Source organism: Paraplanobispora takensis (genome assembly GCF_016863195.1).
Classification (GTDB): domain Bacteria; phylum Actinomycetota; class Actinomycetes; order Streptosporangiales; family Streptosporangiaceae; genus Planobispora; species Planobispora takensis.
On record NZ_BOOK01000010.1, the window covers coordinates 183,178 to 205,790 of the forward strand.

The 22,613-nt window shown below is 72.8% G+C and carries 22 protein-coding genes; 11 read left to right on the forward strand and 11 right to left on the reverse strand.

The window, feature by feature from the left end:
* Positions 1-52 precede the first annotated feature (52 nt).
* Positions 53-1,117 (reverse strand): DUF4349 domain-containing protein, encoded by a 1,065-nt coding sequence (locus Pta02_RS08375; protein ID WP_203874116.1) that lies wholly within the window; start codon positions 1,115-1,117, stop codon positions 53-55.
* 132 nt (positions 1,118-1,249) lie between these two features.
* On the opposite strand from Pta02_RS08375, the gene hemG reads away from it, so the two are divergent.
* The 3 genes from hemG (at position 1,250) to Pta02_RS08390 (ending at position 4,166) form a co-directional block, all read left to right on the forward strand.
* Positions 1,250-2,707 (forward strand): protoporphyrinogen oxidase, encoded by a 1,458-nt coding sequence (gene hemG, locus Pta02_RS08380; RefSeq protein WP_203874117.1) that lies wholly within the window; start codon positions 1,250-1,252, stop codon positions 2,705-2,707.
* Positions 2,704-3,411: a hydrogen peroxide-dependent heme synthase gene (hemQ, locus tag Pta02_RS08385; RefSeq protein ID WP_373872352.1), complete on the forward strand. Its 708-nt coding sequence runs from the start codon at positions 2,704-2,706 to the stop codon at positions 3,409-3,411. Before hemG ends, hemQ begins: the two co-directional genes overlap by 4 nt.
* 95 nt (positions 3,412-3,506) lie before the next feature.
* The gene (locus Pta02_RS08390; RefSeq protein ID WP_203874118.1) at positions 3,507-4,166 is read left to right on the forward strand and encodes a hypothetical protein; all 660 of its coding nucleotides are present in this window, start codon (positions 3,507-3,509) and stop codon (positions 4,164-4,166) included.
* Positions 4,167-4,505: 339 nt separating this feature from the next.
* Here the strand turns inward: Pta02_RS08390 and msrB are convergent, their stop codons facing one another.
* Complete coding sequence (gene msrB / locus Pta02_RS08395; protein WP_203874119.1) at positions 4,506-4,907, reverse strand: peptide-methionine (R)-S-oxide reductase MsrB; 402 nt, start codon at positions 4,905-4,907, stop codon at positions 4,506-4,508.
* A 442-nt stretch (positions 4,908-5,349) separates the two neighbouring features.
* Here msrB and Pta02_RS08400 point away from each other — a divergent pair, with 442 nt between their 5' ends.
* From Pta02_RS08400 to Pta02_RS08415, 4 genes are all read left to right on the forward strand, one after another.
* Positions 5,350-5,955 (forward strand): hypothetical protein, encoded by a 606-nt coding sequence (locus tag Pta02_RS08400; protein ID WP_203874120.1) that lies wholly within the window; start codon positions 5,350-5,352, stop codon positions 5,953-5,955.
* Between the two features lie 3 nt (positions 5,956-5,958).
* Positions 5,959-6,648, forward strand: a complete 690-nt coding sequence (locus Pta02_RS08405; protein WP_203874121.1) for a class F sortase — start codon at positions 5,959-5,961, stop codon at positions 6,646-6,648.
* 24 nt (positions 6,649-6,672) lie between these two features.
* On the forward strand, positions 6,673-7,230 hold the full coding sequence (locus Pta02_RS08410) for a TetR/AcrR family transcriptional regulator (protein ID WP_203874122.1): 558 nt from the start codon (positions 6,673-6,675) through the stop codon (positions 7,228-7,230).
* A 133-nt stretch (positions 7,231-7,363) separates the two neighbouring features.
* Positions 7,364-8,599 (forward strand): beta-1,3-glucanase family protein, encoded by a 1,236-nt coding sequence (locus Pta02_RS08415; RefSeq protein ID WP_203874123.1) that lies wholly within the window; start codon positions 7,364-7,366, stop codon positions 8,597-8,599.
* A 53-nt stretch (positions 8,600-8,652) separates the two neighbouring features.
* On the opposite strand, the gene Pta02_RS08420 is transcribed toward Pta02_RS08415, so the two are convergent.
* From Pta02_RS08420 to Pta02_RS08435, 4 genes are all read right to left on the reverse strand, one after another.
* Entirely contained in the window at positions 8,653-11,229 is a 2,577-nt protein-coding gene (locus Pta02_RS08420) for an acyl-CoA dehydrogenase family protein (protein WP_203874124.1), read from the reverse strand.
* 73 nt (positions 11,230-11,302) lie between these two features.
* Positions 11,303-12,742, reverse strand: a complete 1,440-nt coding sequence (locus Pta02_RS08425; protein ID WP_203874125.1) for an aldehyde dehydrogenase family protein — start codon at positions 12,740-12,742, stop codon at positions 11,303-11,305.
* A gap of 81 nt (positions 12,743-12,823) precedes the next feature.
* Entirely contained in the window at positions 12,824-13,189 is a 366-nt protein-coding gene (locus Pta02_RS08430) for a hypothetical protein (RefSeq protein ID WP_203874126.1), read from the reverse strand.
* 86 nt (positions 13,190-13,275) lie between these two features.
* Positions 13,276-13,998: a pyrimidine reductase family protein gene (locus Pta02_RS08435; protein WP_203874127.1), complete on the reverse strand. Its 723-nt coding sequence runs from the start codon at positions 13,996-13,998 to the stop codon at positions 13,276-13,278.
* A gap of 121 nt (positions 13,999-14,119) precedes the next feature.
* Here Pta02_RS08435 and Pta02_RS08440 point away from each other — a divergent pair, with 121 nt between their 5' ends.
* Positions 14,120-14,506 carry a hypothetical protein gene (locus tag Pta02_RS08440; protein WP_239129900.1) on the forward strand — a complete coding sequence of 129 codons (387 nt, stop codon included), beginning with the start codon at positions 14,120-14,122 and terminating at the stop codon, positions 14,504-14,506.
* A gap of 10 nt (positions 14,507-14,516) precedes the next feature.
* Here Pta02_RS08440 and glgX read toward each other — a convergent pair whose 3' ends face one another.
* The 3 genes from glgX to Pta02_RS08455 all read right to left on the reverse strand — a co-directional run bounded on the left by glgX (position 14,517) and on the right by Pta02_RS08455 (position 18,792).
* A complete protein-coding gene (gene glgX / locus Pta02_RS08445) occupies positions 14,517-16,640 on the reverse strand; it encodes a glycogen debranching protein GlgX (protein WP_203874129.1) in 2,124 nt (707 codons plus the stop codon).
* A 193-nt stretch (positions 16,641-16,833) separates the two neighbouring features.
* Positions 16,834-17,262, reverse strand: coding sequence for an OsmC family protein (locus Pta02_RS08450; RefSeq protein WP_203874130.1), 429 nt, complete (start codon positions 17,260-17,262; stop codon positions 16,834-16,836).
* 87 nt (positions 17,263-17,349) lie between these two features.
* Positions 17,350-18,792 carry an ankyrin repeat domain-containing protein gene (locus tag Pta02_RS08455; RefSeq protein WP_203874131.1) on the reverse strand — a complete coding sequence of 481 codons (1,443 nt, stop codon included), beginning with the start codon at positions 18,790-18,792 and terminating at the stop codon, positions 17,350-17,352.
* A gap of 117 nt (positions 18,793-18,909) precedes the next feature.
* Between Pta02_RS08455 and Pta02_RS08460 the strand changes: the two genes are divergently transcribed.
* The 3 genes from Pta02_RS08460 (at position 18,910) to Pta02_RS08470 (ending at position 20,993) form a co-directional block, all read left to right on the forward strand.
* Positions 18,910-19,674, forward strand: a complete 765-nt coding sequence (locus Pta02_RS08460; protein ID WP_203874132.1) for a DUF1707 SHOCT-like domain-containing protein — start codon at positions 18,910-18,912, stop codon at positions 19,672-19,674.
* A gap of 85 nt (positions 19,675-19,759) precedes the next feature.
* Complete coding sequence (locus tag Pta02_RS08465) at positions 19,760-20,272, forward strand: SigE family RNA polymerase sigma factor (RefSeq protein ID WP_203874133.1); 513 nt, start codon at positions 19,760-19,762, stop codon at positions 20,270-20,272.
* Positions 20,262-20,993 carry a hypothetical protein gene (locus Pta02_RS08470; RefSeq protein ID WP_203874134.1) on the forward strand — a complete coding sequence of 244 codons (732 nt, stop codon included), beginning with the start codon at positions 20,262-20,264 and terminating at the stop codon, positions 20,991-20,993. The genes Pta02_RS08465 and Pta02_RS08470 overlap by 11 nt, the downstream gene beginning before the upstream one ends.
* 72 nt (positions 20,994-21,065) lie before the next feature.
* Here Pta02_RS08470 and Pta02_RS08475 read toward each other — a convergent pair whose 3' ends face one another.
* Positions 21,066-21,821 carry a sirohydrochlorin chelatase gene (locus Pta02_RS08475; RefSeq protein WP_239129902.1) on the reverse strand — a complete coding sequence of 252 codons (756 nt, stop codon included), beginning with the start codon at positions 21,819-21,821 and terminating at the stop codon, positions 21,066-21,068.
* Positions 21,818-22,546 carry a phosphoadenylyl-sulfate reductase gene (locus Pta02_RS08480; RefSeq protein ID WP_203874135.1) on the reverse strand — a complete coding sequence of 243 codons (729 nt, stop codon included), beginning with the start codon at positions 22,544-22,546 and terminating at the stop codon, positions 21,818-21,820. Before Pta02_RS08480 ends, Pta02_RS08475 begins: the two co-directional genes overlap by 4 nt.
* Between the last annotated feature and the right edge of the window lie 67 nt (positions 22,547-22,613).

Sequence of the window (22,613 nt, forward strand, 5' to 3'; positions counted from 1 at the left end):
CCCGTGCCCGCGCCCGGCGGCGCGGCCCCTCGGCACACGGGGACCCGGGAGCCTACGGGGAGACCCGGGGGCCCGTGCCCGCCTGCGCGGGATCACCGGTCCCGGCCTGATCCGGCGCGTCCGGACCCTGATCCCCGGAGGGGGGCGGGCCCGGGTGCGGCAGCGGGCCGCGGGCCGGGCCGGGCGGCACCGGGCGGTTGCGCCCGCGCCGGCGCAGCGCCCAGTACAGCACCAGCCAGACCGGCACGATCACCAGCAGCCAGGGCAGCAGCGCGCCGAGGACCGTCAGGGCGACCTTGAGCGCGGTGACGAAGGCCTTCCAGCCCGCCGCCAGGCCGCCGAGGAAGCCGCCGGGCTCCTCCTCCGGAGGCGCGGGCACCTCGGCCGCCGGCCCGATCAGGTTCAGCGTCAGCGTCGCCATGCTGGTCAGCGAGGCCAGCTTCTTCTGCCGGGCCTGCAGGGACTCCAGCTCCGCCTCGCGGTTGGAGATCTCCCGCTCGACCTCGAGCACCTGGCCGATCGTCTTGGCCTGTTTCAGCAGCGTGCGCAGCGACTCCAGCGCCGACTGCGACGACTTCAGCCGGCTCTCGACGTCGGCGACCTCCTCGGTGACGTCCTGGGTGCTCTGCTGGATCGACTCCTGCTTGCCCAGCTCCTTGCCGAGCCTGCCCACGACGCCGGAGTAGCCCGTGGGCGGGACCTTGAAGACCAGCGTGGAGGAGGCGCTGCCGCCCTCGTAGGCGTCCGACTTCTCCTGGGCGAGATAGCCGCCCGCCGAGACCACGATCTGCTTGGCCTTGTCGGCGGAGGACACGACGTCCTTGACGCGGACGGTCATGTCGGCGGTGTAGACGATGGCCCGGTCGGTCGGGACCGCGTCCACCCGCTCGACCTGCCCGGTGGACTGGTCCTTCGGGGCCGAGGTCGCCTGCGGCTCGGCCTCCCTCGCGTTCTCGGCGCCGCCCGCGTCACCCGCCTGGGACTCGGCCCGCCCCGCGGCCGGTGCGGCGGGTGCGTCCGAGCTGCTCTCGGTGTCCGCGCTCCCGCAGGCGGACACCAGGACTGCCAGACCCGCGATGGCGATCGCCAGGCGCGGGCCGTACCGAAATCTGCTCATGCCCTGAAGACGGACTTCCGGCGGGTGCGGTTTGACGCGTCCCGTCACGATGCCGTCACGTTCTGCGCGCCGCGAGGTCACGGCGGCGGCCGGGAACACGGGCGCCCGCGGGGGGAGGTACGGTCTGGAGTCATGGAAGGCAAGCGCAGCCACGTCGTGGTCGTCGGCGGCGGGATCGCCGGACTGGCCGCCGCCTGGTACCTGCGGCAGGGCGATGAGAGCGTCCGGGTGACCGTCCTGGACGGCGCCGGCCGGATCGGCGGCAAACTCCACGCCAGTGAGGTTGCGGGCGTCCCCGCCGACGCCGGAGCCGAGGCGATGCTCGCACGGCGGCCCGAGGGCAAGGACCTGGCCAGGGCGGTGGGACTGGGAGAGGAGCTGCGCCATCCCGGCGCCTCCCAGGCGAGCATCCTGACCAGGGGCACCCTGCGGCCCATGCCCAGGGGACAGGTCATGGGCGTGCCCTCCGACCTGGCCGCGCTGGCCTCCTCGGGCATCCTCAGCCCCGGCGGCCTGTCGCGCGTGCCGCTGGACCAGATCCTCCCGGCCACGCTCATCACCACCGACGTCTCGGTGGCGGCCTACGTGCGCGCCCGGATGGGCGGCGAGGTGGTGGACCGGCTGATCGAGCCGATGCTGGGCGGCGTCTACGCCGGCCGGGCCGAGGCGCTCTCCCTGGATGCGACCATGCCGCGGATCGCCGCCGCGGCCCGTGCCGAACGCTCCCTGCTCTCCTCCGCCCGGAAGATCGCCGCGGAGGCGCCCAAGGACGCCGGGCCCGTCTTCGCCACCCTGCGGCGCGGCATGGGGAGCCTGCCCGAGGCCGTGGCCGCCGCCTCCGGCGCGGAGATCAGGACCAGGGTGATGGTCCGCGAGATGCGCCGCACCGAGCACGGATGGCGGCTGATCGCCGGGCCGGTGCCCGAGCCGGAGGTCATCGAGGCGGACGCGGTGGTCGTCGCCGTGCCCGCCCCCGCGGCCGGCCGGCTGCTGGCCGATGAGGTGCCCGCGGCGGCGGCCGAGCTGAACCGGATCGAGTACGCCAGCATGGCGGTCGTGACGCTCGCCTACCCGCGCGCGGCCTTCCCCGCGCTTCCGGCCGGCAGCGGCTACCTGGTCCCGCCCGTCGACGGGCGCGCGATCAAGGCCGCCACCTTCAGCTCGCTCAAGTGGCCGCACCTGGCCGAGGCCGATCCCGACCTGGTCGTGCTGCGCTGCTCGATCGGCCGGATCGGCGAGGAGACGCTGCTCCAGCGCGACGACGCCGAGCTGGTCGCCCTGGCCATGGCCGAGATGGCCGAGGTGGCCGGCGTGCGCGGGCTGCCCCGCGACTCGCGGGTGACCCGCTGGGGAGGCTCCCTGCCGCAGTACAACGTGGGCCACCTCGACCGGATCGCCCGCGTCCGCGCCGCGGTCGCCGCCCAGCCGGGCCTGGCCGTGTGCGGCGCCGCCTACGACGGCCTGGGCGTCCCCGCCTGCATCGCCACCGCCCGTACGGCGGCGGCCCGGATCCTGGACCACCTGGATCCCGCGAGACAATGGCACAGGAAAGCCGATTCCGATTCAGCTGATTCGCTGGCGAAAGGGTGAGGACGACGGACGCGAACCCGCGGCCCAAGGCGCGTGACCTGAACCAGGTCATCCGCTACACGATGTGGTCGGTCTTCAAGCTGCGTGACAACTGCCCGGGCAACCGGGAGGGGCTGGCCGACGAGGTCGAGGACCTCCTGACCCAGCTGGCCGAGAAGGACGTCGTCACCCGCGGCCTGTACGACGTGGCCGGCTTCCGCGCCGACGCCGACTTCATGCTCTGGTGGCACGCGCCGACGGCGGAGGACCTCCAGGAGGCCTACTCCCGCTTCCGCCGCACCGGCCTGGGCCGGCTGACCGAGCCGGTCTGGTCGGCGATGGCGCTGCACCGCCCGGCGGAGTTCAACAAGTCGCACATCCCGGCCTTCCTGGCCGAGGAGGAGCCCCGCGGCTACGTGAGCGTCTACCCGTTCGTCCGCTCCCTGGAGTGGTACCTCCTGGACGACGCCGACCGCCGCCGGATGCTCGCCGAGCACGGCATGATGGCCCGCGACTACCCCGACGTGCGGGCCAACACGGTCGCCTGCTTCGCTCTGAACGACTATGAGTGGATGCTCGCCTTCGAGGCCGACGAGCTGCACCGCATCGTCGACCTCATGCGCACCCTGCGCGGGGCCGAGGCCCGGCGACACACCCGGGAGGAGATTCCCTTCTACACCGGAATCCGCAAGCCCGTACGGGAGCTCGTCGCCGTTCTGCCGTGACGACCTGCGCGAAAACCCCGGCGCCGCGTCAAATGTTTGCCATACTCAGGGAAAATCACCTGTCTGCGAGGCGAGCGGTGACGAGGGGCGAAGGTTTGGCGCGTTCCAGGCGGCACAGGGGCACCCGGCGCAAGAAGACGCGGCCGTGGGTGTTCGAGGCGTCGGTGGGGGCCGCGGCGGTGGCGGTCGCGGCACTCGTCGGCGGGTCGGTGTTCGGCGCCGATCCGGTGACGGGCGGCACCGTGGCCGTGGGGGCCTCCCCCCGGCAGGACGGCCCGGCGCAGGGGCCCGCCGGTCCCTCCGGAGCGGCCGGGGGAGTCCCCACGGCCTCCGGCGACACCGCGTCCGAGGTGTCCGGCGGCGACGCGCCCACGGGCGGAGCCGCCGGCGGCGACGAGCGGCGGGAGGGCCAGTCGGCCCGGGAGAGCAAGGCGTCGGGGCCGTCCCGGCACACCGACGCCAAGGCGGTGGCCTACTTCCAGCGCAACAGGTCGGCCAAGCGGATCAAGGACATCCGCACGGTCGGCGGCTATCTCCGGATATATACGGACATGCCGGAGTCGGCGGACAACTCCGAGCAGGCGCTGGAGCTGTGCGAGACCGGCCGCGAATATCTCGTCGAGGAACTCGGCGTGGAGAACCCCGTGATCTTCGTTCAGGCGGAGTTCGGCGAGAACGGCAACCCCATCCTGGCCAACGTGCTGGGTCCCGACGACTCCACCTGCAAGGTCACCCACCCCGAGCCGGGAGAGTGACCGGCTCCCCGGGAAAGCGGCCGCTCCCGGCGGGCTGCCGGAGCGGACGGTCCTGTGGAGCGTTCCGGGAGTTCACCTCACGCGGACGCGGGTCTTCCCGCACAACGTGCAGCGCTGAGTGATCACCCTGCCGATGGTCTCGATGATCTCCCACCGGTGCCGGAGATGCACGGGGACTCCTCGAAAGAAAGATCACGTTGCGGAGGGGATCGCGCACCGTATGTGATGAACTCTACTCGCGAGGGCTTCCCCGTCGCGGAGGTCGCGGAATGTCCCCGTGGTCGCGGATGCGGGCGTCCCGCCGGGGACCGGTGGGACCGGCGGGACGCTGTCCGGCGGTCAGCCGGCGGGCTCCAGCCTCAGCGACACCGAGTTGATGCAGTAGCGGTCGTCGGTGGGAGTGGCGTAGCCCTCGCCGTGGAAGACGTGACCGAGGTGGGAGTCGCAGCGGGCGCAGCGGACCTCGACGCGGACCATCCCCAGGGAGCGGTCCTCGATCAGGGTGACCGCGTCCGAGGAGGACGGTTCGTAGAAGCTGGGCCAGCCGCAGTGGCTGTCGAACTTGGTCTCCGACCGGAACAGCTCCGTCCCGCAGGCGCGGCAGCTGTAGACGCCCACGGTCTTGGTGTCGACGTACTCCCCGGTGAAGGGGCGCTCTGTGCCCGCCTCGCGAAGCACGTGGAACTCTTCGGGAGAAAGCTGGACGCGCCACTCGGCGTCGCTCTTGACCACCTTGTCCATACCCCCGACTCTACGTGAGGGTCCGGGGGGAAAAGAAAATCTTGGGAGCGAAGCATCCTTTCGCACGGGATTTGGCGTCTTTGCTGACGTGGGGGGTTTTCACCTTCCAGATGAGGGATGAGACCATCCGTCCGCCGTCCAGGAGTTCTGTGGGGACGGTCGAGATGCCGCCGGCCGGGTGGCGCGCCAGCGCCCGGGACCGGAGAGCGGGACGGGTGGTCATGTGGTCCGTCCCGTCGAGAGCCCGGTCCCGCCGCCGCGGTGACTCCGGGACGGACCCGCCCTCCGGGATCCCCGGCGCCCGATCACGGGGGAGGGGCCGCCGGGCCGGGACGGACATCTGTTGCGCTTCCATTACATTACTTGACTCCAGGTCCAATAGTTCGCGAAGCTCAGCCGTACATCGGGGCTCGGGAATCTCGTCGGCACCGGGAGTGAAGCTGTGGCAGTCGCAGGAACACGACGTCTCGCGGCCGCGGGCGCGGCGGTGGCCTTCACGGTCGGCGGCGTCGGCATGGCGGCCGGGGTGGGTACGGCCACCGCCCAGACCGCCGCGGCGCGCGGGCCCGCCGTGGCGGCCACCTGCGAGGAGGGCGTGGCCGTGTGCGAGTCGCAGCCGGGAAGCCCGCCCTCGGAGGGTGACCCGTGGGCCGAGGGGCACGGATCCGGCCCGAGCCTCGGCGGCTCCGAGCCGGGCGAGAGCTTCTCCGGCGATCCGGAGGCCGGGCAGTCCGGGCAGGGCGACTGGCCGGAGCCGGAGGCGGGCTCGGACGAGACCTTCGCGAGCATCCCGCTGCCGCGCTCCCCGGGCGAGAGCTGGTCGGCCGCCCCCGGCGAGACGTTCTCCAGCGGCCCGGCCTCCCTGCCCCCCTCGCCGTGGAAGCCCGCCGGCGAGCACAAGGTCCCCAGGGGCGCGCCGCAGACAGGGGCCGGCGGTCTCGCCGCCGAGCCCGCCACCTGGCCCTTCGCCGCCGGAGGCGGGGCGCTGCTGATCGGTGCCGGGCTGGCCGGTTACGCCGTACGGCGCCGGCGGGCGGGTGAGGCCTGAGCGGTGCCCCCGACCCCGTCCCGGACTCAGCTGCTCGCCCTCTGCGGAGCCGTCGCGGCCGCGATGGCCGGCATCGCGTTGATCGCGTTCGGCGTCGCCGGGATGGTCTCCGGAGACGGTCCGGGAACGGCCGCCGATCCGGTGCCGACCCACGTCCCGCGTCACCCGCCCGCTCTGACCGAGCCCGCCGAGGTGCTGGCCCGGACCTTCGCCCGGCCGATGGACAGGTCCGTCCCGCAGGCCGTCTACATCTCCAGGATCGGGGTGGCCGCCCCGCTGATGCAGCTGGGTCTCGACACCCGGGGCGCCATCGAGAACCCGCCCCTGTCCCCGGCCAACATCGCCGGTTGGTACCGCCACGGTCCGGCCCCCGGCCAGAGCGGTCCCGCCGTCATCACCGGTCACCTCGACACCCGTACCGGCCCCGCGGTCTTCGCCCGGCTCGACGAGGTCAGGCGCGGCGACCAGATCCACGTCATGCGCTCCGACGGCTCCGTGGCCGTCTTCGTGGCCGACCGGCGCGAGCACGTCGACAAGGAGGACTTCCCCACGGCCCGGGTCTACGGCGAGGTGGACTATCCCGGCCTGCGCCTGGTCACCTGCGGCGGCGTCTTCGACCGCGGGGCGCACAGCTACCGGGGCAACACGATCGTCTACGCCCACCTCGTCCGGGCCTACCATCCGCCCGGATGACCCTCCGGCGCGTCCCCGGAGGTCGTGATCGCCGCGGCGGCGGAGTGCTTCGTCGAGAAGGGCTACGCCGAGACGACGATGAAGGACATCGCCGCCCGGGCGGGCGTCTCCGCGCCGACCGTCTACGCGCAGGGGGCCAAGGCCGAGCTGCTGCTCGCCGCGGTCGAGCGGAGCCTCGTCGGGGACGCCGGGCCCGAGGCGGTGCGGGAGCGGGACCGGTTCCGGCGGCTGCTGGAGGAGCGCGACAAGAAGGAGAAGCTGCGCCTGCTGCGCGAGATCGCACTGGACCGGCCGCCCATGTCCGGAGAGATCATGCGGTCGTTCCGGGAGGCGGCGCCGGGTGATCCCGAGATCGCCGGGGCGTGGGAGGAGTACCGGCGGCGCCGCTACGCTGGCATGAGGGTCCTCGTGGAGTCCTTCGCCCACCTGCTGCGCCCCGGCCTGACCGTCGAGCGCGCCGCCGACGTCTTCTGGGCGGTGTTCGACGAGCAGACCACCGAGGCGCTGCTCGGCCGGGGATGGGCGCCGGTCGAATACGTCGACTGGATGGTCGACGCCATGGACCGCCTCCTGCTCCGCTGACGACGCCGCGGCGACCGGCGCGTGATCCGAGAGCGCTCTCTTAGAGACGACTTAAATGTAGCTTAATCGGCTATTCGTCTGGAGAGCGCTCTCATAGGCTGCCACGCGCTGGTAGACGATCGAGGAGTCGCTTATGCCCACCCCACGCACGACACTCCGCCGGCTCGCCGCCGTGGCCCTGACCGTGCCCGCCCTCCTGGCCGCCGCCCCGGCCCCGGCGACGGCGGTCTCGGGAACGGGGACGGCCGGGACGGCGGCGCGGACCGCGCCGCCGAGCCTGCTGCCGCTGACCGTCACGAACCGGTCCGGACGAGGGGAGCGGGTCCACATCTACGTGCTCGGCACGAACCTCGCCACCGGCCGGCTCGGGTACGCCGACGCGAGCGGCGCGTTCACCCCCTGGCCGGCCGGCTCGATCCCGCCCAGCCCCGCCCCCGACGTCGCGATCCCCGGACCGGCCAAGGGCGCGGCCAAGACGCTCCGGCTGCCGCTGAACATGTCCGGCCGGGTGTACGTCTCCTTCGGGGCGAAGCTGAAGTTCTCCCTCACCCCGGACGGTTTCGTGCAGCCCGCGCCCTGGGCGCCGGGCGACCCCAACCGGGACATCCTGTTCGACTGGACCGAGTTCACCTACAACGGCAGCGGCCTGTGGCTGAACACCTCGATGGTGGACATGTTCAGCGTCCCGCAGGCGGTCGAGGTGACCGGCGCCGACGGCGCCCGCAAACGGACCGGGGACCTGGTGGCCAACGGCCGTGAGCGCATCTTCGACGCCGTGAGGAACCAGCCGGGGGACTGGGCGAAGCTGATCCACCGCCGCGCCGACGGGACGCGGCTGCGGGTGATCTCGCCCCACAAGGGCATCGACACCGGCGTGTTCAGCCCCTCCTACATGGACGGCTACATCCGCTCGGCCTGGGAGACCTACCGGAGCAGGACGCTGACCGTCGTGCCGTTCGAGAACGAGCCCGGCAGGAAGTTCCTCGGCCGGACCGACGCCTCCGGCGTGATGCACTTCACCGACGCCTCCGGCGCCCGGGTGGCGTCCTTCCCGCGGCCCTCGACCAAGGACGTCTTCGGCTGCGACGGGCGGCTGCACGCGCCCAACGACCCCGTGGTCGGGCCGATCGCGCGCACCCTGTGCGCCGCGCTGCACCGCTCGACGCTCGGCCATCTGCACACCCAGCCGACCGGGGACCCCGCGCAGTTCTACACCGGGACCGTCACCGACCACTACTCCAGGAAGCTGCACGCGCACTCGGTGGACGGCAAGGCCTACGGGTTCGCCTTCGACGACGTCGGCCACTTCGAGTCCCTGGTCCACGACGGCTCGCCGAAGTCCGCCGGGATCACGCTCACGCCGTTCTGAGACGGCCTGAGGCGTTCGGAGACGGCCGGGCGCGCCCTCGGCGGACGGGGAGGTCAGGGATCCCTGGGCAGGCCGAGGGCGCGTTCGGCGATGATGTTGAGCTGGATCTCGGTGGTGCCGCCGCCGATGGTGAAGGCGCGGGTGGTGAGGATCATCCGGTTCCAGTACGGCGAGGCGGGCGCGAGGGACCAGCAGAACTCCGAGATCGCCTGGGAATGGCGCATCCCGAGGAGCTTGCGGACGCTGGAGGCGGTCCCGGAGCCGCCGCCGGACAGCTGGGAGAGCGTCACGCGCAGGCCGAGAGCCGAGACGGCCTGCCCCTCGGCCCACATGCGCCCGGCCCGCTCCAGATCGGCGGGGCGCAGGGCGCCGGGGCCGCCGAGCGTGCCGATCAGCTCGACCATGTCGGTGTGCTGGGAACCGGGACCCCAGGAGTCGCCCAGGGCGACGCGCTCGTGGGAGAGGGTGTCGCGGGCGACCTTCCACCCCCGGTCGACCTCCCCGACGACCAGGTCGTCGGGGACGAAGACGTCGTCGAGGAAGACCTCGTTGAAGATCTCGTCCCCGTTGATCTCCTTCAACGGGCGGACCGTGACCCCGGGGGAGGACATGTCGACCAGGAAGTAGGTGATGCCCTCGTGCTTGTGGGCCTCGGGGTCGGTCCTGGCCAGGCAGATGCCCCAGTGCGCGTACTGGGCCAGGGAGGTCCAGATCTTCTGGCCGCTCAGCGACCAGCCGCCCTCGACCCGGACGGCCTTGGTGGACAGGGACGCCAGGTCGGAGCCGGCGCCGGGCTCGCTGAACAGCTGGCACCAGGCGATCTCGGTGGTGAAGGTCTTGGGCAGGAAGCGTTCCCGCTGCTCCGGAGTGCCGTACCGGACGATCGAGGGCACGGCCCAGGCGCCGATGCCCAGGTTGGGCCGGCGGACGCCCCCGGCGCGGAACTCCTGGTGGATGACGACCTGCTCCAGCGGGGAGGCCGCGCGGCCCCAGGGTTCGGGCAGGTACGGCATGATCCAGCCCTCGGAGGCGAGGCGGGCCAGCCGGGCGAGCGGTTCCCCGGCGGCCAGTGAGGCGACGGCGGCCCTGACCTCCCGCCGGAACTCCCCGGCCTCCCGCGGCAGGTCCGGGCTCATGTCCCTGCGGACCCCGCCGGAGGCCAGGACGGCCACCCGCTCGGCCCACCCGCCGGGGTCGCCGCTCAGCGCCCGCAGCGCCAGCGCCCGCCGGTAGTACAGGTGGGCGTCGTGCTCGTAGGTGTAGCCGATGCCGCCCAGCACCTGGATGGCGTCCGCCGCGCACCGCACCGCCGCGTCGGCGGCCAGCACCCCGGCCACGGCCACCGCCAGGAGGGTCTCCTGGTCCGGCGGCCCCGAAGCGGCCGCGCCGGCGGAGGGGTCCCCGTCCGGAGGCGCGGCAGGGGAGTCCCCGTCCGGAGGCGCGGTGGAGGAGCCGCCGCCCCGGGGAGTCGCCGCCGCGGGGCTCACCGTCGGGGAGCCCCGTCCGTCGAGGGCGCGGGCGGCGTCCCACACGGCGGCGCGGGCCTGCTCCAGAGCGACCAGCATGGCGGCGCAGCGGTGCTTGACTCCCTGGAACTGGCCGATCGGGCGGCCGAACTGCTCGCGGACCTTGGCGTAGTCCGCGGCGGCGCTCACCGCCCAGGCGGCCACGCCGCACGCCTCGGCGCCGAGCAGGACGGCGGCCAGGACCTCCACCAGGTCCCCGGTCACGCCGGGCAGCACCCGCTCCTGCGGTACGGCACGCGCTGCCGCCACCGTCACCGCCGCCAGCGGCCGGGTGAGGTCGACGCCCTCCAGTGGGGCGGTCACGCAGTCCGCGCGGTCCAGAGCGGCCCACCGGCCGTCGGGCAGCGGCAGGACGAAGAGGTCCGCGTCGGAGGAACCCAGCGCGGTCGCGAACGGGACACCGCCCCCGGTTCCGTCACTCCCGGCCCCGCCGCTCCCGGTCCCGTCGGTCTCGGGCTCACCGCTCTCGGTAGCGCCGCCCCCGCCTCCACCGTTCCCGGTAGCGCCGCCCCCGCCTCCACCGTTCCCGGTAGCGCCGCCCCCGCCTCCACCGTTCCCGGTACCGCCCGTGGCGGCCTCCCCGTTCCCGGCCCGGCCGTCCGGCGGAGCGGGCAGGGCGGCGCGGGAGCCCGCGGGCAGGACGACGGCGGCGGTCAGGGAGCCGTCCGCCAGCGCGGCCAGCAGCGCCGGTACGGCGGAGGCGGGGCGGCGGGATCCTTCAGCGGACGGGGCCGTGCCCGGGGCGCCGGAGGGCGTCTCCCCGGCGGGGCCCGGCACGGCGCGGCGGGGCTCCTGGGCGGATGAGGCCGCCTCCCGGGTGAGGCCGGGCACGGCGCGGGCGATGACGGCGGAGGCCAGGACCGTGGGGAGGAAGGAGCCGGGCGCGCAGCGTTCGCCGAGCGCCTCCAGTGCCACGGCCAGCTCCGCCAGGCCGCCGCCCTGCCCGCCGTACTCCTCGGGCAGGTGCAGTCCGGGCAGCCCCTGCGCGGCGAGTGCGGCGCGGAAGGGTTCGTGCTCCATGCCGCGCGGTGCGATGTTCCGCGCGGCGAAGCCGCGGACGGAGTCGGCCAGCGACCGGTGTTCCTCAGTGATCCCGATGCCCATGGGCCGACTCTAGAACCATATTCGGTTCCCGGTAAGACCCCGGGAGTCCGCGGTGAGACCCCGGGAGCCGCTCTCAGGTCTTGATGATGGCCGCCTTCTCCCTGGTGTACTCCAGCACCGCGTCGTGGCCGTAGCCGGAGTCCTTGACGCCGCCGAAGGGCAGGCCGGGCGGCATCTGCCGGAAGGTGTTCACCCAGACCGTCCCGGTCTGCAGGTCGCGCAGGAAGCGCTGGGCGCGCCCGAGGTCGCGGGTCCACAGGCCCGCCGCCAGTCCGTAGGCGGAGTCGTTGGAGATCGCCAGCGCCTCGTCGTCGGTGTCGAAGGGGATGGCCACGGCCACCGGGCCGAAGATCTCCTCCTGGCAGACCCGCAGGGAGTTGTCGGTCGTGGTCAGCAGCGTCGGGGCGACCCAGTACCCGCCCGGCATGGACGGGACGACGTCCGCTCCCGTGGCGCCGCCGAACACCAGCTCGGCGCCCTCCTTCCCGGCGATCTCCAGGTAGGAGGTGACCCGCTCGTACTGCCCGGCGGAGACGATCGGGCCCATCGTGGTGGCCATGTCGAGGGGGTCGGCCAGCTTGATCTCCGAGGCGATCGCGGTGATGCGCTCGATCATCTCCTCCCAGACCGGGCGGTGGATCAGGATGCGCGACCCGGCCACGCAGACCTGGCCGGCGTTGCCGGTGTAGACCGAGTCGACCGTCACGCCCCGGGCCGCCGCGTCGAGGTCGGCGTCGGAGAAGACGATGTTCGGCGACTTGCCGCCCAGCTCGAAGGTGAGCGGCTTGAGCGCGTCGGCGCTGGCCCGGGTGATGGCCTGGCCGGTCTGGGTGGAGCCGGTGAGGCTGACCTTGTTCACCCCCCGGTGCCGCACCAGCGGGTCGCCCACGTCCTCGCCCAGGCCGCTGACGATGTTGAGCACGCCGGGCGGCAGCACCTCGGCCAGCAGCTCGCCCAGCCGCAGCACGGAGGCGCAGGCCTGCTCGGCGGGCTTGACGATGACGGTGTTGCCCGCCGCGAGCGCGTAGGCCGCCTTGGCGGAGAAGGTCGAGACGGGGGAGTTCCACGGGATGATGCACACCGCCACGCCGTACGGCTCCCGCCGGGTCAGGCCCATGCTGTCCGGTCCGAGGATCACCGTCTCGCCCTTGACCGCCTCCAGCACCTGGCCTGCGGCGATCTGCCACAGGTGGGTCATGCCGGGCAGGTCCTTCTTCAGGGTGTCGCGCAGGATGCGGCCGTTGTCGGTGGTCTCGATCCTGGCCAGTTCCTCGGCGTGCCCGGCGAACACCTCCGCCACCTTGCGCAGGAAGTGCGCCCTGCCGAGGGCGGGCATGCCCGACCACGCCGGGAACGCGGCGCGCGCCGCCGCCACCGCCGCCTCGGCGTCGGCCCTCCCGCTCGCCGGGACGCGGGCCCACACCTCGCCGGTCGCCGGGTTGACCGAGTCCAGGGTGCGGCCGTCGGCGGCGGGCACCAGCCGTCCGCCGATCAGGTTGCGGTACTCGTTCACGCTTCAACTCCCGCGTCAGCCGTACGGAAACGTAACCAAGCGTACGCTTGCTTGAGGCGGGAGGGGAAGGACGCGGGCCGGCTACTGCCGCTGGCTCCTGCTGAAGGCGAAGTTCACCGCGGCGATGCCGCCCCAGATGATCGCGATCACGACCAGGGACCGGTCGGTGAAGGTCAGCGCGACCGTCGAGAGCACGCCCAGGACGATGGAGACGATCGACAGGGCGAGCCGCTGGCCCGCGGCCACCGAGGGGCGGATCGCCGGGGCCAGCTTGCCGGCCTGGCGGGCGATCCGCTCGTCGACCCTGCGGTCGATCTCCAGGTCCACCTTCTCCAGGAAGCCCTCGATCAGGGAGTCCTCGAATTCGGGACCGAGGTCGCGGCGGGCCGCGACCGTGGCGCGCAGCTCGTTTCCGGCGGAGGGGGATCCGGGGGAGGATGACGTCATGGTCGAGATATATCGTTTTGTTGGGGTTCTGTCCACCAACAGAGGATTTCTGAATGGGTGTCCTCCGGCCGGCGGGCCTCGGCGGGTCAGCCGGGCTCGCGGACGTACCGGGTGAACAGGAAGCCCTCCTCCTCCAGGACGTGGGCCAGCCGCAGCCGGGCCAGGACGTCGGCGCCGTGCAGGATCCGCGAGGCGGCCCCGCCGATCAGCATCGGGCTGACCGTCAGGCAGACCTCGTCGACCAGCCCGGCCTCCGCCAGCTGCCCGTTGATCCGCGCCCCGCCCTCGCACAGCACCCGGGTCAGGCCCCGGTCGTGCAGTTCCCCGAGCGCCGCCGCCAGGTCCACCCGCTCGTCCCCGGCCACGATCACGTCGGCGTGCCGGGCGGCCTCGGCACGCCGGTCCGCCGGCGCCGCCCCGCAGGTGACGACGATCGTGCGCGCGTCCGGCGCGGCCTCGGTGAAGAGCGCGGAGGCCAGGTCCAGCTCCAGCCGCCGGGTGACCACCGCCACCGGCGGGGCGGCCGGACGGCCCTCGCGCAGCGGCAGCCACGACGCCCTCGGCCGGGCGGGGCCGTACCCCTCGTCGCGGACGGTCGAGGCGCCCGCCACGATCACGTCGGCCAGCCCGCGCAGCACCCCGAAGACGCGCTTGTCACCCGCCCCGGACAGGCCGCCGGACAGGCCCTTGAGCCAGGTCCCGCCGTCGGTGCTGGCCACCATGTTGAGCCGGGTGCAGGGGCCGCCGGGGTAGGCGTAGACCCGGGCAAGGTCGACGTCATCGGTGGTCTCCGGATGGATGAGGCGCATTCCCCCACCTTGTCACAGGCCCGGCGATAACGGATTCGACGCCGGTGGTGACTTCCGGCGCCCGCCGTTACATCATTCCTCACAGGAGATCAGGGAGGGCCGTGTGGGGTTGGCCGCGATCGTGACATGGTTGATCACTGCGACGGTGGGGATCTATCTGCTGTACCTGTGGCTGTCGGGCGGCGGCCTGCGCCGGCAGGCGGCCAAGGTCACCCGCTTCCCCGCGACCCTGGTCTTCTCGCATCCGATCCTGGCGGTCTCCGCGCTGGGCTGCTGGATCGCCTACGTCCTGACCTCCGAGCGGGTCTTCGCCTGGGTGTCCTTCGCCGTGCTCACGCTGGCCGCCGTTCTGGGCTTCGCCATGTTCACCCGCTGGCTCGGCGGCGGCCGCCACGCCCGCGGCGCCGAGAACGGCTTCCCCCTGATCGCGGTGCTGCTGCACGGCGTGGCCGCGCTGACGACGTTCGTCCTGGTCCTGCTGACCGCCGCCGTCGCCACGGGGGCGTGACACGTCCCCGCTAGGTCGCCCGGGGACAGCACAGCAGCTGCATGGAGCGCGAGGTCACCGCGATCACGGACTCGGCCGGCCAGTACTCGTCGGGGAACGGATCGTCCCTGACGAACTCGTCGGCGGTGTCCAGCACCGTGCGCCACCCGGCGCCGTAGCGCGACTCGGGCAGCGCGAAGGTCATGTCCTCGTGGTGGCCGTTGATGAGCAGCAGGAACGAGTCGTCCACGATCCGCTCGCCGCGCGGGCCGGGTTCGGTGATGGCCTCGCCGTTGAGGAAGACGGCCAGCGACTTGGCGTAGCCGGTGTGCCAGTCGGCCGCCGACATCTCCTCCCCCGAGGGGGTGAACCAGACGATGTCGCGGGTGCCGTCCTCGGCCTTGCGCCCGTGGAAGAACCTGCGCCGCTGGAAGACGGGGTGGTTGCGGCGCAGCTCGGACATCATCTTGACGAAGTCCAGCAGCTCCTTCTCGTTCTGCGCCTGCGACCAGTCGACCCAGGAGACCTCGTTGTCCTGGCAGTAGGCGTTGTTGTTGCCCCCCTGGGTGCGGCCGATCTCGTCGCCCTGGGAGAGCATGGGCACGCCCTGGGACAGGAACAGGGTGGTCAGGAGGTTGCGCCGCTGCCGGCGGCGCAGCCGTACGATCGCGGGATCCTCCACCGGTCCCTCGGCGCCGCAGTTCCACGACCGGTTGTCGTCGGTGCCGTCGCGGTTGTTCTCGCCGTTGGCGTCGTTGTGCTTGCGGTTGTAGGAGACCAGGTCGGTCAGGGTGAAGCCGTCGTGGCAGGTGACGAAGTTGATCGAGGCCACCGGCCGGCGTCCGGAGGTGGCGTACAGGTCGGCCGAGCCCGTCAGCCGGGAGGCGAACTCCGGCAGCGCCGAGCCGTTGCCCCGCCAGAAGTCGCGGACGGTGTCGCGGTACTTGCCGTTCCACTCGGTCCACAACGGGGGGAAGTTGCCCACCTGGTAGCCGCCCGGGCCCACGTCCCAGGGCTCGGCGATGAGCTTGACCTGCGAGATGATCGGGTCCTGCTGGATCAGGTCGAAGAAGGCGCTGAGCCGGTCGACGTCGTGCAGCTCGCGGGCGAGCGCGGAGGCCAGGTCGAAGCGGAAGCCGTCCACGTGCATGTCCAGCACCCAGTAGCGCAGCGAGTCCATGATGAGCTGCAGCGCGTGCGGGGAGCGGACGTTGAGGGAGTTGCCGCAGCCGGTGTAGTCGAGGTGGTACCGCCGGTCGCCGTCGTGCAGGCGGTAGTAGGCGGAGTTGTCGATCCCCCGGAAGCCCAGGGTGGGGCCCATGTGGTCGCCCTCGGCGGTGTGGTTGTAGACCACGTCGAGGATGACCTCGATGCCCGCCTCGTGCAGCGCCCGGACCATCGCCTTGAACTCCAGCACCTGCCCGCCGCGCTGCCCGGAGCCGGAGTAGGCGTTGTGCGGGGCGAGATAGGCGATGGTGTTGTAGCCCCAGTAGTTGGTCAGCCCGCGCGCCACCATCGCGTGCTCGGGGATGAACTGGTGCACCGGCATCAGCTCCACCGCCGTCACACCCAGGCTCAGCAGGTGCTCGATGACCGCCGGGTGGGCCAGCCCGGCGTAGGTGCCGCGCTGCTCCGCCGGGACCGCGGGGTGGCGCATGGTGAGCCCGCGCACGTGCGTCTCGTAGATGACGGTCTGGTGGTACGGCGTGCGGGGCGGCCGGTCGTTACCCCATTCGAAGAACGGGTTGATCACCACGTTCTTCGGCATGAAGGCCGCGCTGTCGTCGTCGTTGAGCGCGCTCGGGTCGGTGAAACGGTAGGAGAACATCGACTCGTTCCACTTCACCTCCCCCTCGATCGCCTTGGCGTAGGGATCCAGGAGCAGCTTCGAGGGGTTGCAGCGATGTCCCCGGGAGGGGTCGAAGGGGCCGTGCACGCGGTAGCCGTACCGCTGCCCGGGCGTGATCCCGGGCAGGTAGCCGTGCCAGACGAACCCGTCCACCTCGGGAAGGTCGAGCCTCTCCTCATGTCCCTCGTCGTCGAACAGGCACAGCTCGACCCGCTCGGCCACCTCGGAGAACACCGAGAAACTGGTGCCCGCGCCGTCCCAGGTACCACCCAGCGGATACGGCTCTCCCGGCCAGATTTCGCGCATATGACCCTATTCTCCTCCAGTCCGGGATTCGTCGCAGGGTGTTGACTCTTTTGTCACCTTCACCGGTCACGGGAAACGTGGCTTTCAGGGCGGACCTGGCATGCCCCATCGCAAGTCCGGACAGACCAGCCGATGCGCCGGGGCCGGTCATGCGCGCCCCGGTGGGGGCGCGCATGACCGCGGAGTGCGACGATCAGCTCAGCAGCTCGGCGTTGAGCGTGATCGTGGTGCCCCCCAGCGCCTTGCTCACCGGGCAGTTGGCCTTGGCCGTCTCGGCCGCGGTCTGGAACTGCTCGGCGGTGAGTCCCGGAACCTGGGCGCGCACAGACAAGACGATCCCGGTGATGCCCTCACCCGGCTGGAAGGTCACCTCGGCCTTCGTCTCCACGGACTGCGGCGGGGTGCCCGCCTGGGCGAGCCCGTGCGACAGCGCCATCGAGAAGCAGGAGGAGTGCGCGGCCGCGATGAGCTCCTCGGGGGAGGTCTTGCCGTTGGCCTGCTCGGCGCGGGAGGGCCAGGACACGTCGAACGTGCCGACGCCGGAGGAGTCCAGCGACACGGTGCCGGAGCCGTCGAGCAGCGCGCCCTTCCAGTTGGTGGTCGCGATGCGTGTCGTCGCCATGGCGATGTCCCTTTCGATTGGTTAGGTGTTCATGAGCGAACATACGCCGTCCGCGTGTGACGGCATGTGCCCGGGAGGGGCCGGAGGTCACAGACCGCTGACGAGATCCCTGGCGTAGTCGTCGTCGCTTTCGGCCAGCACCCGCTCGACGCCCGTCCTGGCCCGCGGGTCGCCCCGCTCGGCCAGGCCCCGCGCGGCCTCGGCCACCGTGTTCAGGTCCTCGTCGGCGAGCCGGGCGGCCAGCGCGTCGCGGATCTGCGGTCCGTCCTGGTCGAGGCCGGCCAGGCCCATGGTCGCCCAGTCGCGGACGTCGTCGTCGGGGTCCTCGGTCATCGCGATGAGCAGGGCGAGCCCCTCGTCGTGGCCGGGCGGCAGGACCGCGGCCAGCGCGGCGGGATCGGCCTCGGTGCGGGTCCAGCCCTCGGTCGTGACGATCCTCAGCACCTCGGGCAGGGCGCGGGGGTCGGCGTGGTGGCCGAGCGCCCCGAGCACCGAGCGCAGCACCCGCTCGTCGCCCTCGGTGACCGCCATGCGCCGCAGGACGGGCAGCGACTCCTCGACGAAGGGCTTGTCGTCCTCGGTGAAGCCGAACTGCGACAGCACGTCGACGGCGAACTCGCGCTTGCGCGGGTCGTCGCTGGCGCACAGCCCGACGGCGTCCTCGAAGGTGTGCCGGTCGCCGCGCCGGCTCAGCGCGCCCGCCACGGCCCACCAGGTCTCGGCCTCCTCGTCGAGGTCCCGGTACGGCAGCGCCCGCTCGACCATCTCCTCGAAGGGCGTCAGCTCGCCCGTCGCCTCCTCCAGCAGGGTCGCCACCGCCGCGTGCCCACGCTGGCTCTGCACCTCGGCCAGGACCGCGCCCTCGGCGTCCAGGGCCCTGACGGTCACCAGGTCGGTGCCGTCCTCGGCGCGCGTGCGGCCCACGACGATCCCGGCGTCCTGCGGCACCCGGTCGGAGATCTGCTCCAGCAGCGCGTTCTCCAGCTGGACGCCGAGCCAGTCGTAGGCGATGGCCAGCGGCGTGTCGCCGTCGCCGTCCGGCCGCCCGGGATCTGCCCCGGCCTCCAGCAGCGCCCGCACCGCGCCCGGCGCGCCGCGCCGGGCGGCCAGGGTCAGCGCGGTCTCGCCGTCGTCGTTGGCGTCCTCGGCCGAGGCTCCGGCCTCCAGCAGCAGCCGGAGCATGTCGGCGTGCCCGTTGGCGGCGGCCCAGAGCACCGGGGACCAGCCGTGGTCCTCGCGCCCGGCCGGGTCCGCCCCGGCGTCCATCAGGGCCTGGGCCGCCTCGCCGCGGTTCAGGGCCGCGGCGGCGCACAGCGGCAGCCCCTCGTCCTGACCGCCGCTGCGCCGGTCGGGGTCGGCCCCGGCGGCCAGCAGCATCCGCACCAGGTCGGCCCGGCCGCCGTCCGCCGCCCGGTAGAGGGCGGTCGGGTCCTTCTCATCCGCCGGATCCGCGGGCGTACCCGTCCGGAGCAGACGTCCGATCCGCTCGGCGTCGTTCTCGCCCACGGCGTCCAGAAGCTCTTCGTACATGTCTCCGGATCATAGGTGTCCGGCGATCGCGGCGGACGCGCGCTGCGCCGGTCGATGTATGGGCTTTCCTCCTTCGGGAGGATCTTTTCCCCGACGACTCGCGATATGTTGTGAGTTGTGAATGATCCGGGTGGAATCCGCGCGTCGGACGCCGAGCGCGAAGCCGTCGTCGAGCAACTACGTGTCGCCTCGGTCGAGGGACGGCTCACCCTGGGTGAGCTCACCGAACGCACGGAGGCGGCCTACACCGCCGTCACCCAGGCCGAGCTGGCCGTCATCACCTCCGACCTGCCGGGGCTGGGATACACCCCGGCCCCCGCGCCCGTCCCGCACAAGGAGGGCCGGTCGCGGCGCTGGTTCGTGGCGGTGATGGGCGACTCCAAGCGTCGCGGCAAGTGGCGGATCGACCAGGAGCTCGGCGCGGTGGCCGTGATGGGCGACGTCGTGCTGGACCTGCGCGAGGCCGAGGTGCGCACCGGCGTGGTCGACATCTCCGCCACCGCGGTCATGGGCGATGTCAAGATCATCGTCCCGGACGGGGTGGACGTCGAGCTCGAGGGCATCGCGATCATGGGGGACAAGAAGGTCCAGGTGATCGAGGCGCCCCCGGGGATGAACGTGCCGGTCGTCCGGATCAAGGCCTTCGCCCTGATGGGCGACATCAAGGTGATCGGCGACTCCCGGGCCGAGCCCGTCAAGAAGGCCTGGGCGGCCTGGCGGGAGCAGTGGCGCGAGCTGCGCGGGGAACTGACCGGCGAGCCGTACCGGCCGCTGCCCCCCGGTGCTCCCCACCCGCCGCAGGCGCCCGGGCACGGCCTCCACTCCCACCCCGGCCCGTACGGCGAGCGGGGCCACGGGTCCGGGTGGACGCACGGGCACTGATCGCGATTTTCCCGGAGCGTGCAACGTCCGGCCCGGCCTGATCGGTAGTACCCGGTGACAATCACCGAACAGTGAGGATCACCGCATGCGTGATCGGGCCGACTTCGAGCGCTACGTCCGGCAACGCTCGGGCCGCCTGCTGCGCACCGCCTACCTCCTGTGCCGCGACTGGGGCACCGCGGAGGACCTGCTGCAGACGGCGCTGGCCAGGGCCTGGCTGGCCTGGCAGCGGGTCGGGGAGCACCCCGACCCGTACGTGTACCGGATCCTGGCCAACACCCACGCCAACTGGTGGCGCAGGAGGTGGCGGGGCGAGGTGCCGACGGAGACGCTCCCGGACTCCGGCGGCGGTGATCCGGCCGCCGAGATGGGGGGCCGGGACGAGGTCCGCGTCATCCTGGCGGCGCTGCCCGCCCGGCAGCGGGCCGTGCTGGTGCTGCGCTATTTCGCGGACCTGCCCGACGCGCAGATCGCCGAGATCCTCGGCTGTTCGGTGGCCACCGTGCGCAGCCAGGCCGGAAGGGCCCTGGCCAAGTTGCGCGTCGACCCCGCGGCCCGGGCCGCGATCACCTCGGGGAGCCGAACCGATGATCACTGAATCCGACCTGCGTGAGTTGTTCGACCGGGAGAGCGGTGACGGTCCCGGCAGGGGCGTGACCGTCGCCGAGGTGGACCGGCGCGTGCGCCGGATCAGACGCCGCCGCGCCGGGCTGGCCGCCGGTGCGGCGGCCGTGGGACTGGCGGTCGCGGCGGTGTTCGTGCTCCCCTCCGGGAGCGCGGGCGTGGCTCCGCAGGAGGTCTGGAGCGGCGTCATTGCCCAGCCGTCGAAGCGGTACGGCGCTCGTCCCGTCTTCGACGTCGTCATGGACAAGCGGTTCTCCGCCATGGGGGAGCGGGTCGCCTTCGACCTGCCCCGGCTGTCGTCCGGGACGGTGTGGGCCCAGGTCTTCTGCCCGCGCGGCACCCGCGTCCTGTTCTGGGAGAACGGGAGGTACCGCCACGGTCCCCGGTGCGAGGAGGTCGCTCCGGACTCCGGCGGAGAGGGCACCTTCGCCTCCTTCGCGTTGCTGCACGGCGGTCTCAACCGGGTGGAGGTCGCGATGGTCCCCGAAGAGGCCGTCGAGCGGCTGGGCCGTTCCCCGATCGACGAACGGGACGCGCAGCGGGTCGTCGACGCCGCAGGAAAGAGCCGCGCCGACTTCCGGATCCGGATCACCGCGATGCGGGTGGAACCGTGTGACAGCGGACCGGACTGCCGGTTCGCGGACGAGCCCGTGCAGACCGTCGTGCCGCGGGTACCGGGCCCGGATCAGGACTGAGGCGCATCGGGACCAGGTCGCCGGGCTCCGTTCCCCGGGGAGTGCCACGACCGGCGGGGCGGGGGGCGAAGGTCAGGCGCTGGCCTGGCGGTCGTCCGCTCCCAGGGCCTGCTCGTAGCGTTCGAGCAGCACGGAGGCGACCTCCGGGGCGGCGCCGAGCACGTCGGCGACGATCTGCGCGCCCGCGGCCAGGGTGCGCTCGCGCGTCCGGTCGGCGAAGTAGCCGGGGGCCAGCAGATAGGGGGAGACCACCACGCGGGGGGCTCCGGCCTCCAGCAGCCGCCGCACCTCCTGCTCGGGGGCGGGCTCGGCGGCCGAGGCGTAGGCCGCGCTCACCGACCACCAGCCGCGCCGCGCGGACCAGTCCGCGGCGATCGCGGCGACGGTGGCGTTGGCCCGGCGGTCGCTGGAGCCGGCCGAGAACAGGACCACGGCGGTCTCCGGGTCGCCGGCCGCTACGCCCGCCTCGGTCAGGCGCCGCTCCAGGGCGTCGGTCAGCAGCGGGTGCGGGCCGAGCGTCGTGCCCCGGTGCACGCGCAGCCGCGGCTGCCTGGTCGCGACCTCGGCCAGCGCGCCGGGGATGTCGACCCGGCTGTGGTAGGCCTCGGTGAGCAGCAGGGGCAGCACCGCCGCCTCGGTCAGCCCGGACAGGGCGCCGGCGAGCGTCGGGGCGGAGTGGTCGAGGTAGGCGGCGCGCACGCGGATCTCCGGCCGCGAGCGCCGTACCGCCTCCAGCAGCTCCTCCACCGTCGCGGCGGCGCGCGGGTCACGCGACCCGTGCGCCACCGCCACCAGGGGGACCGGCCGTGCGAAGGAGCTCCGGCTCACGTGTGGATGCCGCACTCGGTCTTGCCCATCCCGGCCCAGCGGCCGCTGCGCGGGTCCTCGCCGGGGGCCACCTGGCGGGTGCAGGGGGCGCAGCCGATCGAGGGGTAGTTGTCGTAGTGCAGAGGGTTGATCAGCACGCCGTTGTCGGCCATGTAGTTGTCGACGTCGTCCTGCGTCCAGCGGGCGATCGGGTTGACCTTGACCATCTGCCGCTTGGCGTCCCACTCCACGACCTTGATGCCGGCGCGGGTGGTCGCCTCGTCCCGGCGGATGCCGGAGACCCAGGCGAGGTACGGCTCCAGCGCGCGGTTGAGCGGCTCCACCTTGCGCAGGTAGCAGCACAGGTCGGGGTTGCGGCCGAACAGCCGCGGGCCCAGGTCGCGCTCCTGCTCGGCCACGGTCCGGGACGGTTGCACGTTGATCACGTTGACGTCGTAGACCTGCTGGACCGCGTCACGGGTGCCGATCGTCTCGGCGAAGTGGTAGCCGGTGTCGATGAAGAGCACGTCCACGCCCGGCTTCACCCGGCTGACCAGGTCGATCATCAGCGCGTCGCTCATCGACGCGGTCAGGCAGAGCCGGTCGCCGAAGGTCGCCGCCGCCCAGCGGATGATCTCGATGGCCGGGGCGTCCTCCAGGAAGCGCGCGGCCGACTCGACGATGTCCTGCATGTCGAGCGCGCCGCGCTGCTGACGTAACCCGATTTCAACGTCCACGATGCTCATGAGGTTCGCACTCCGATTCCAAGGAATTTCAGCTTGAAGGCGCGGGCGCACGAGCGGCAGTACCAGC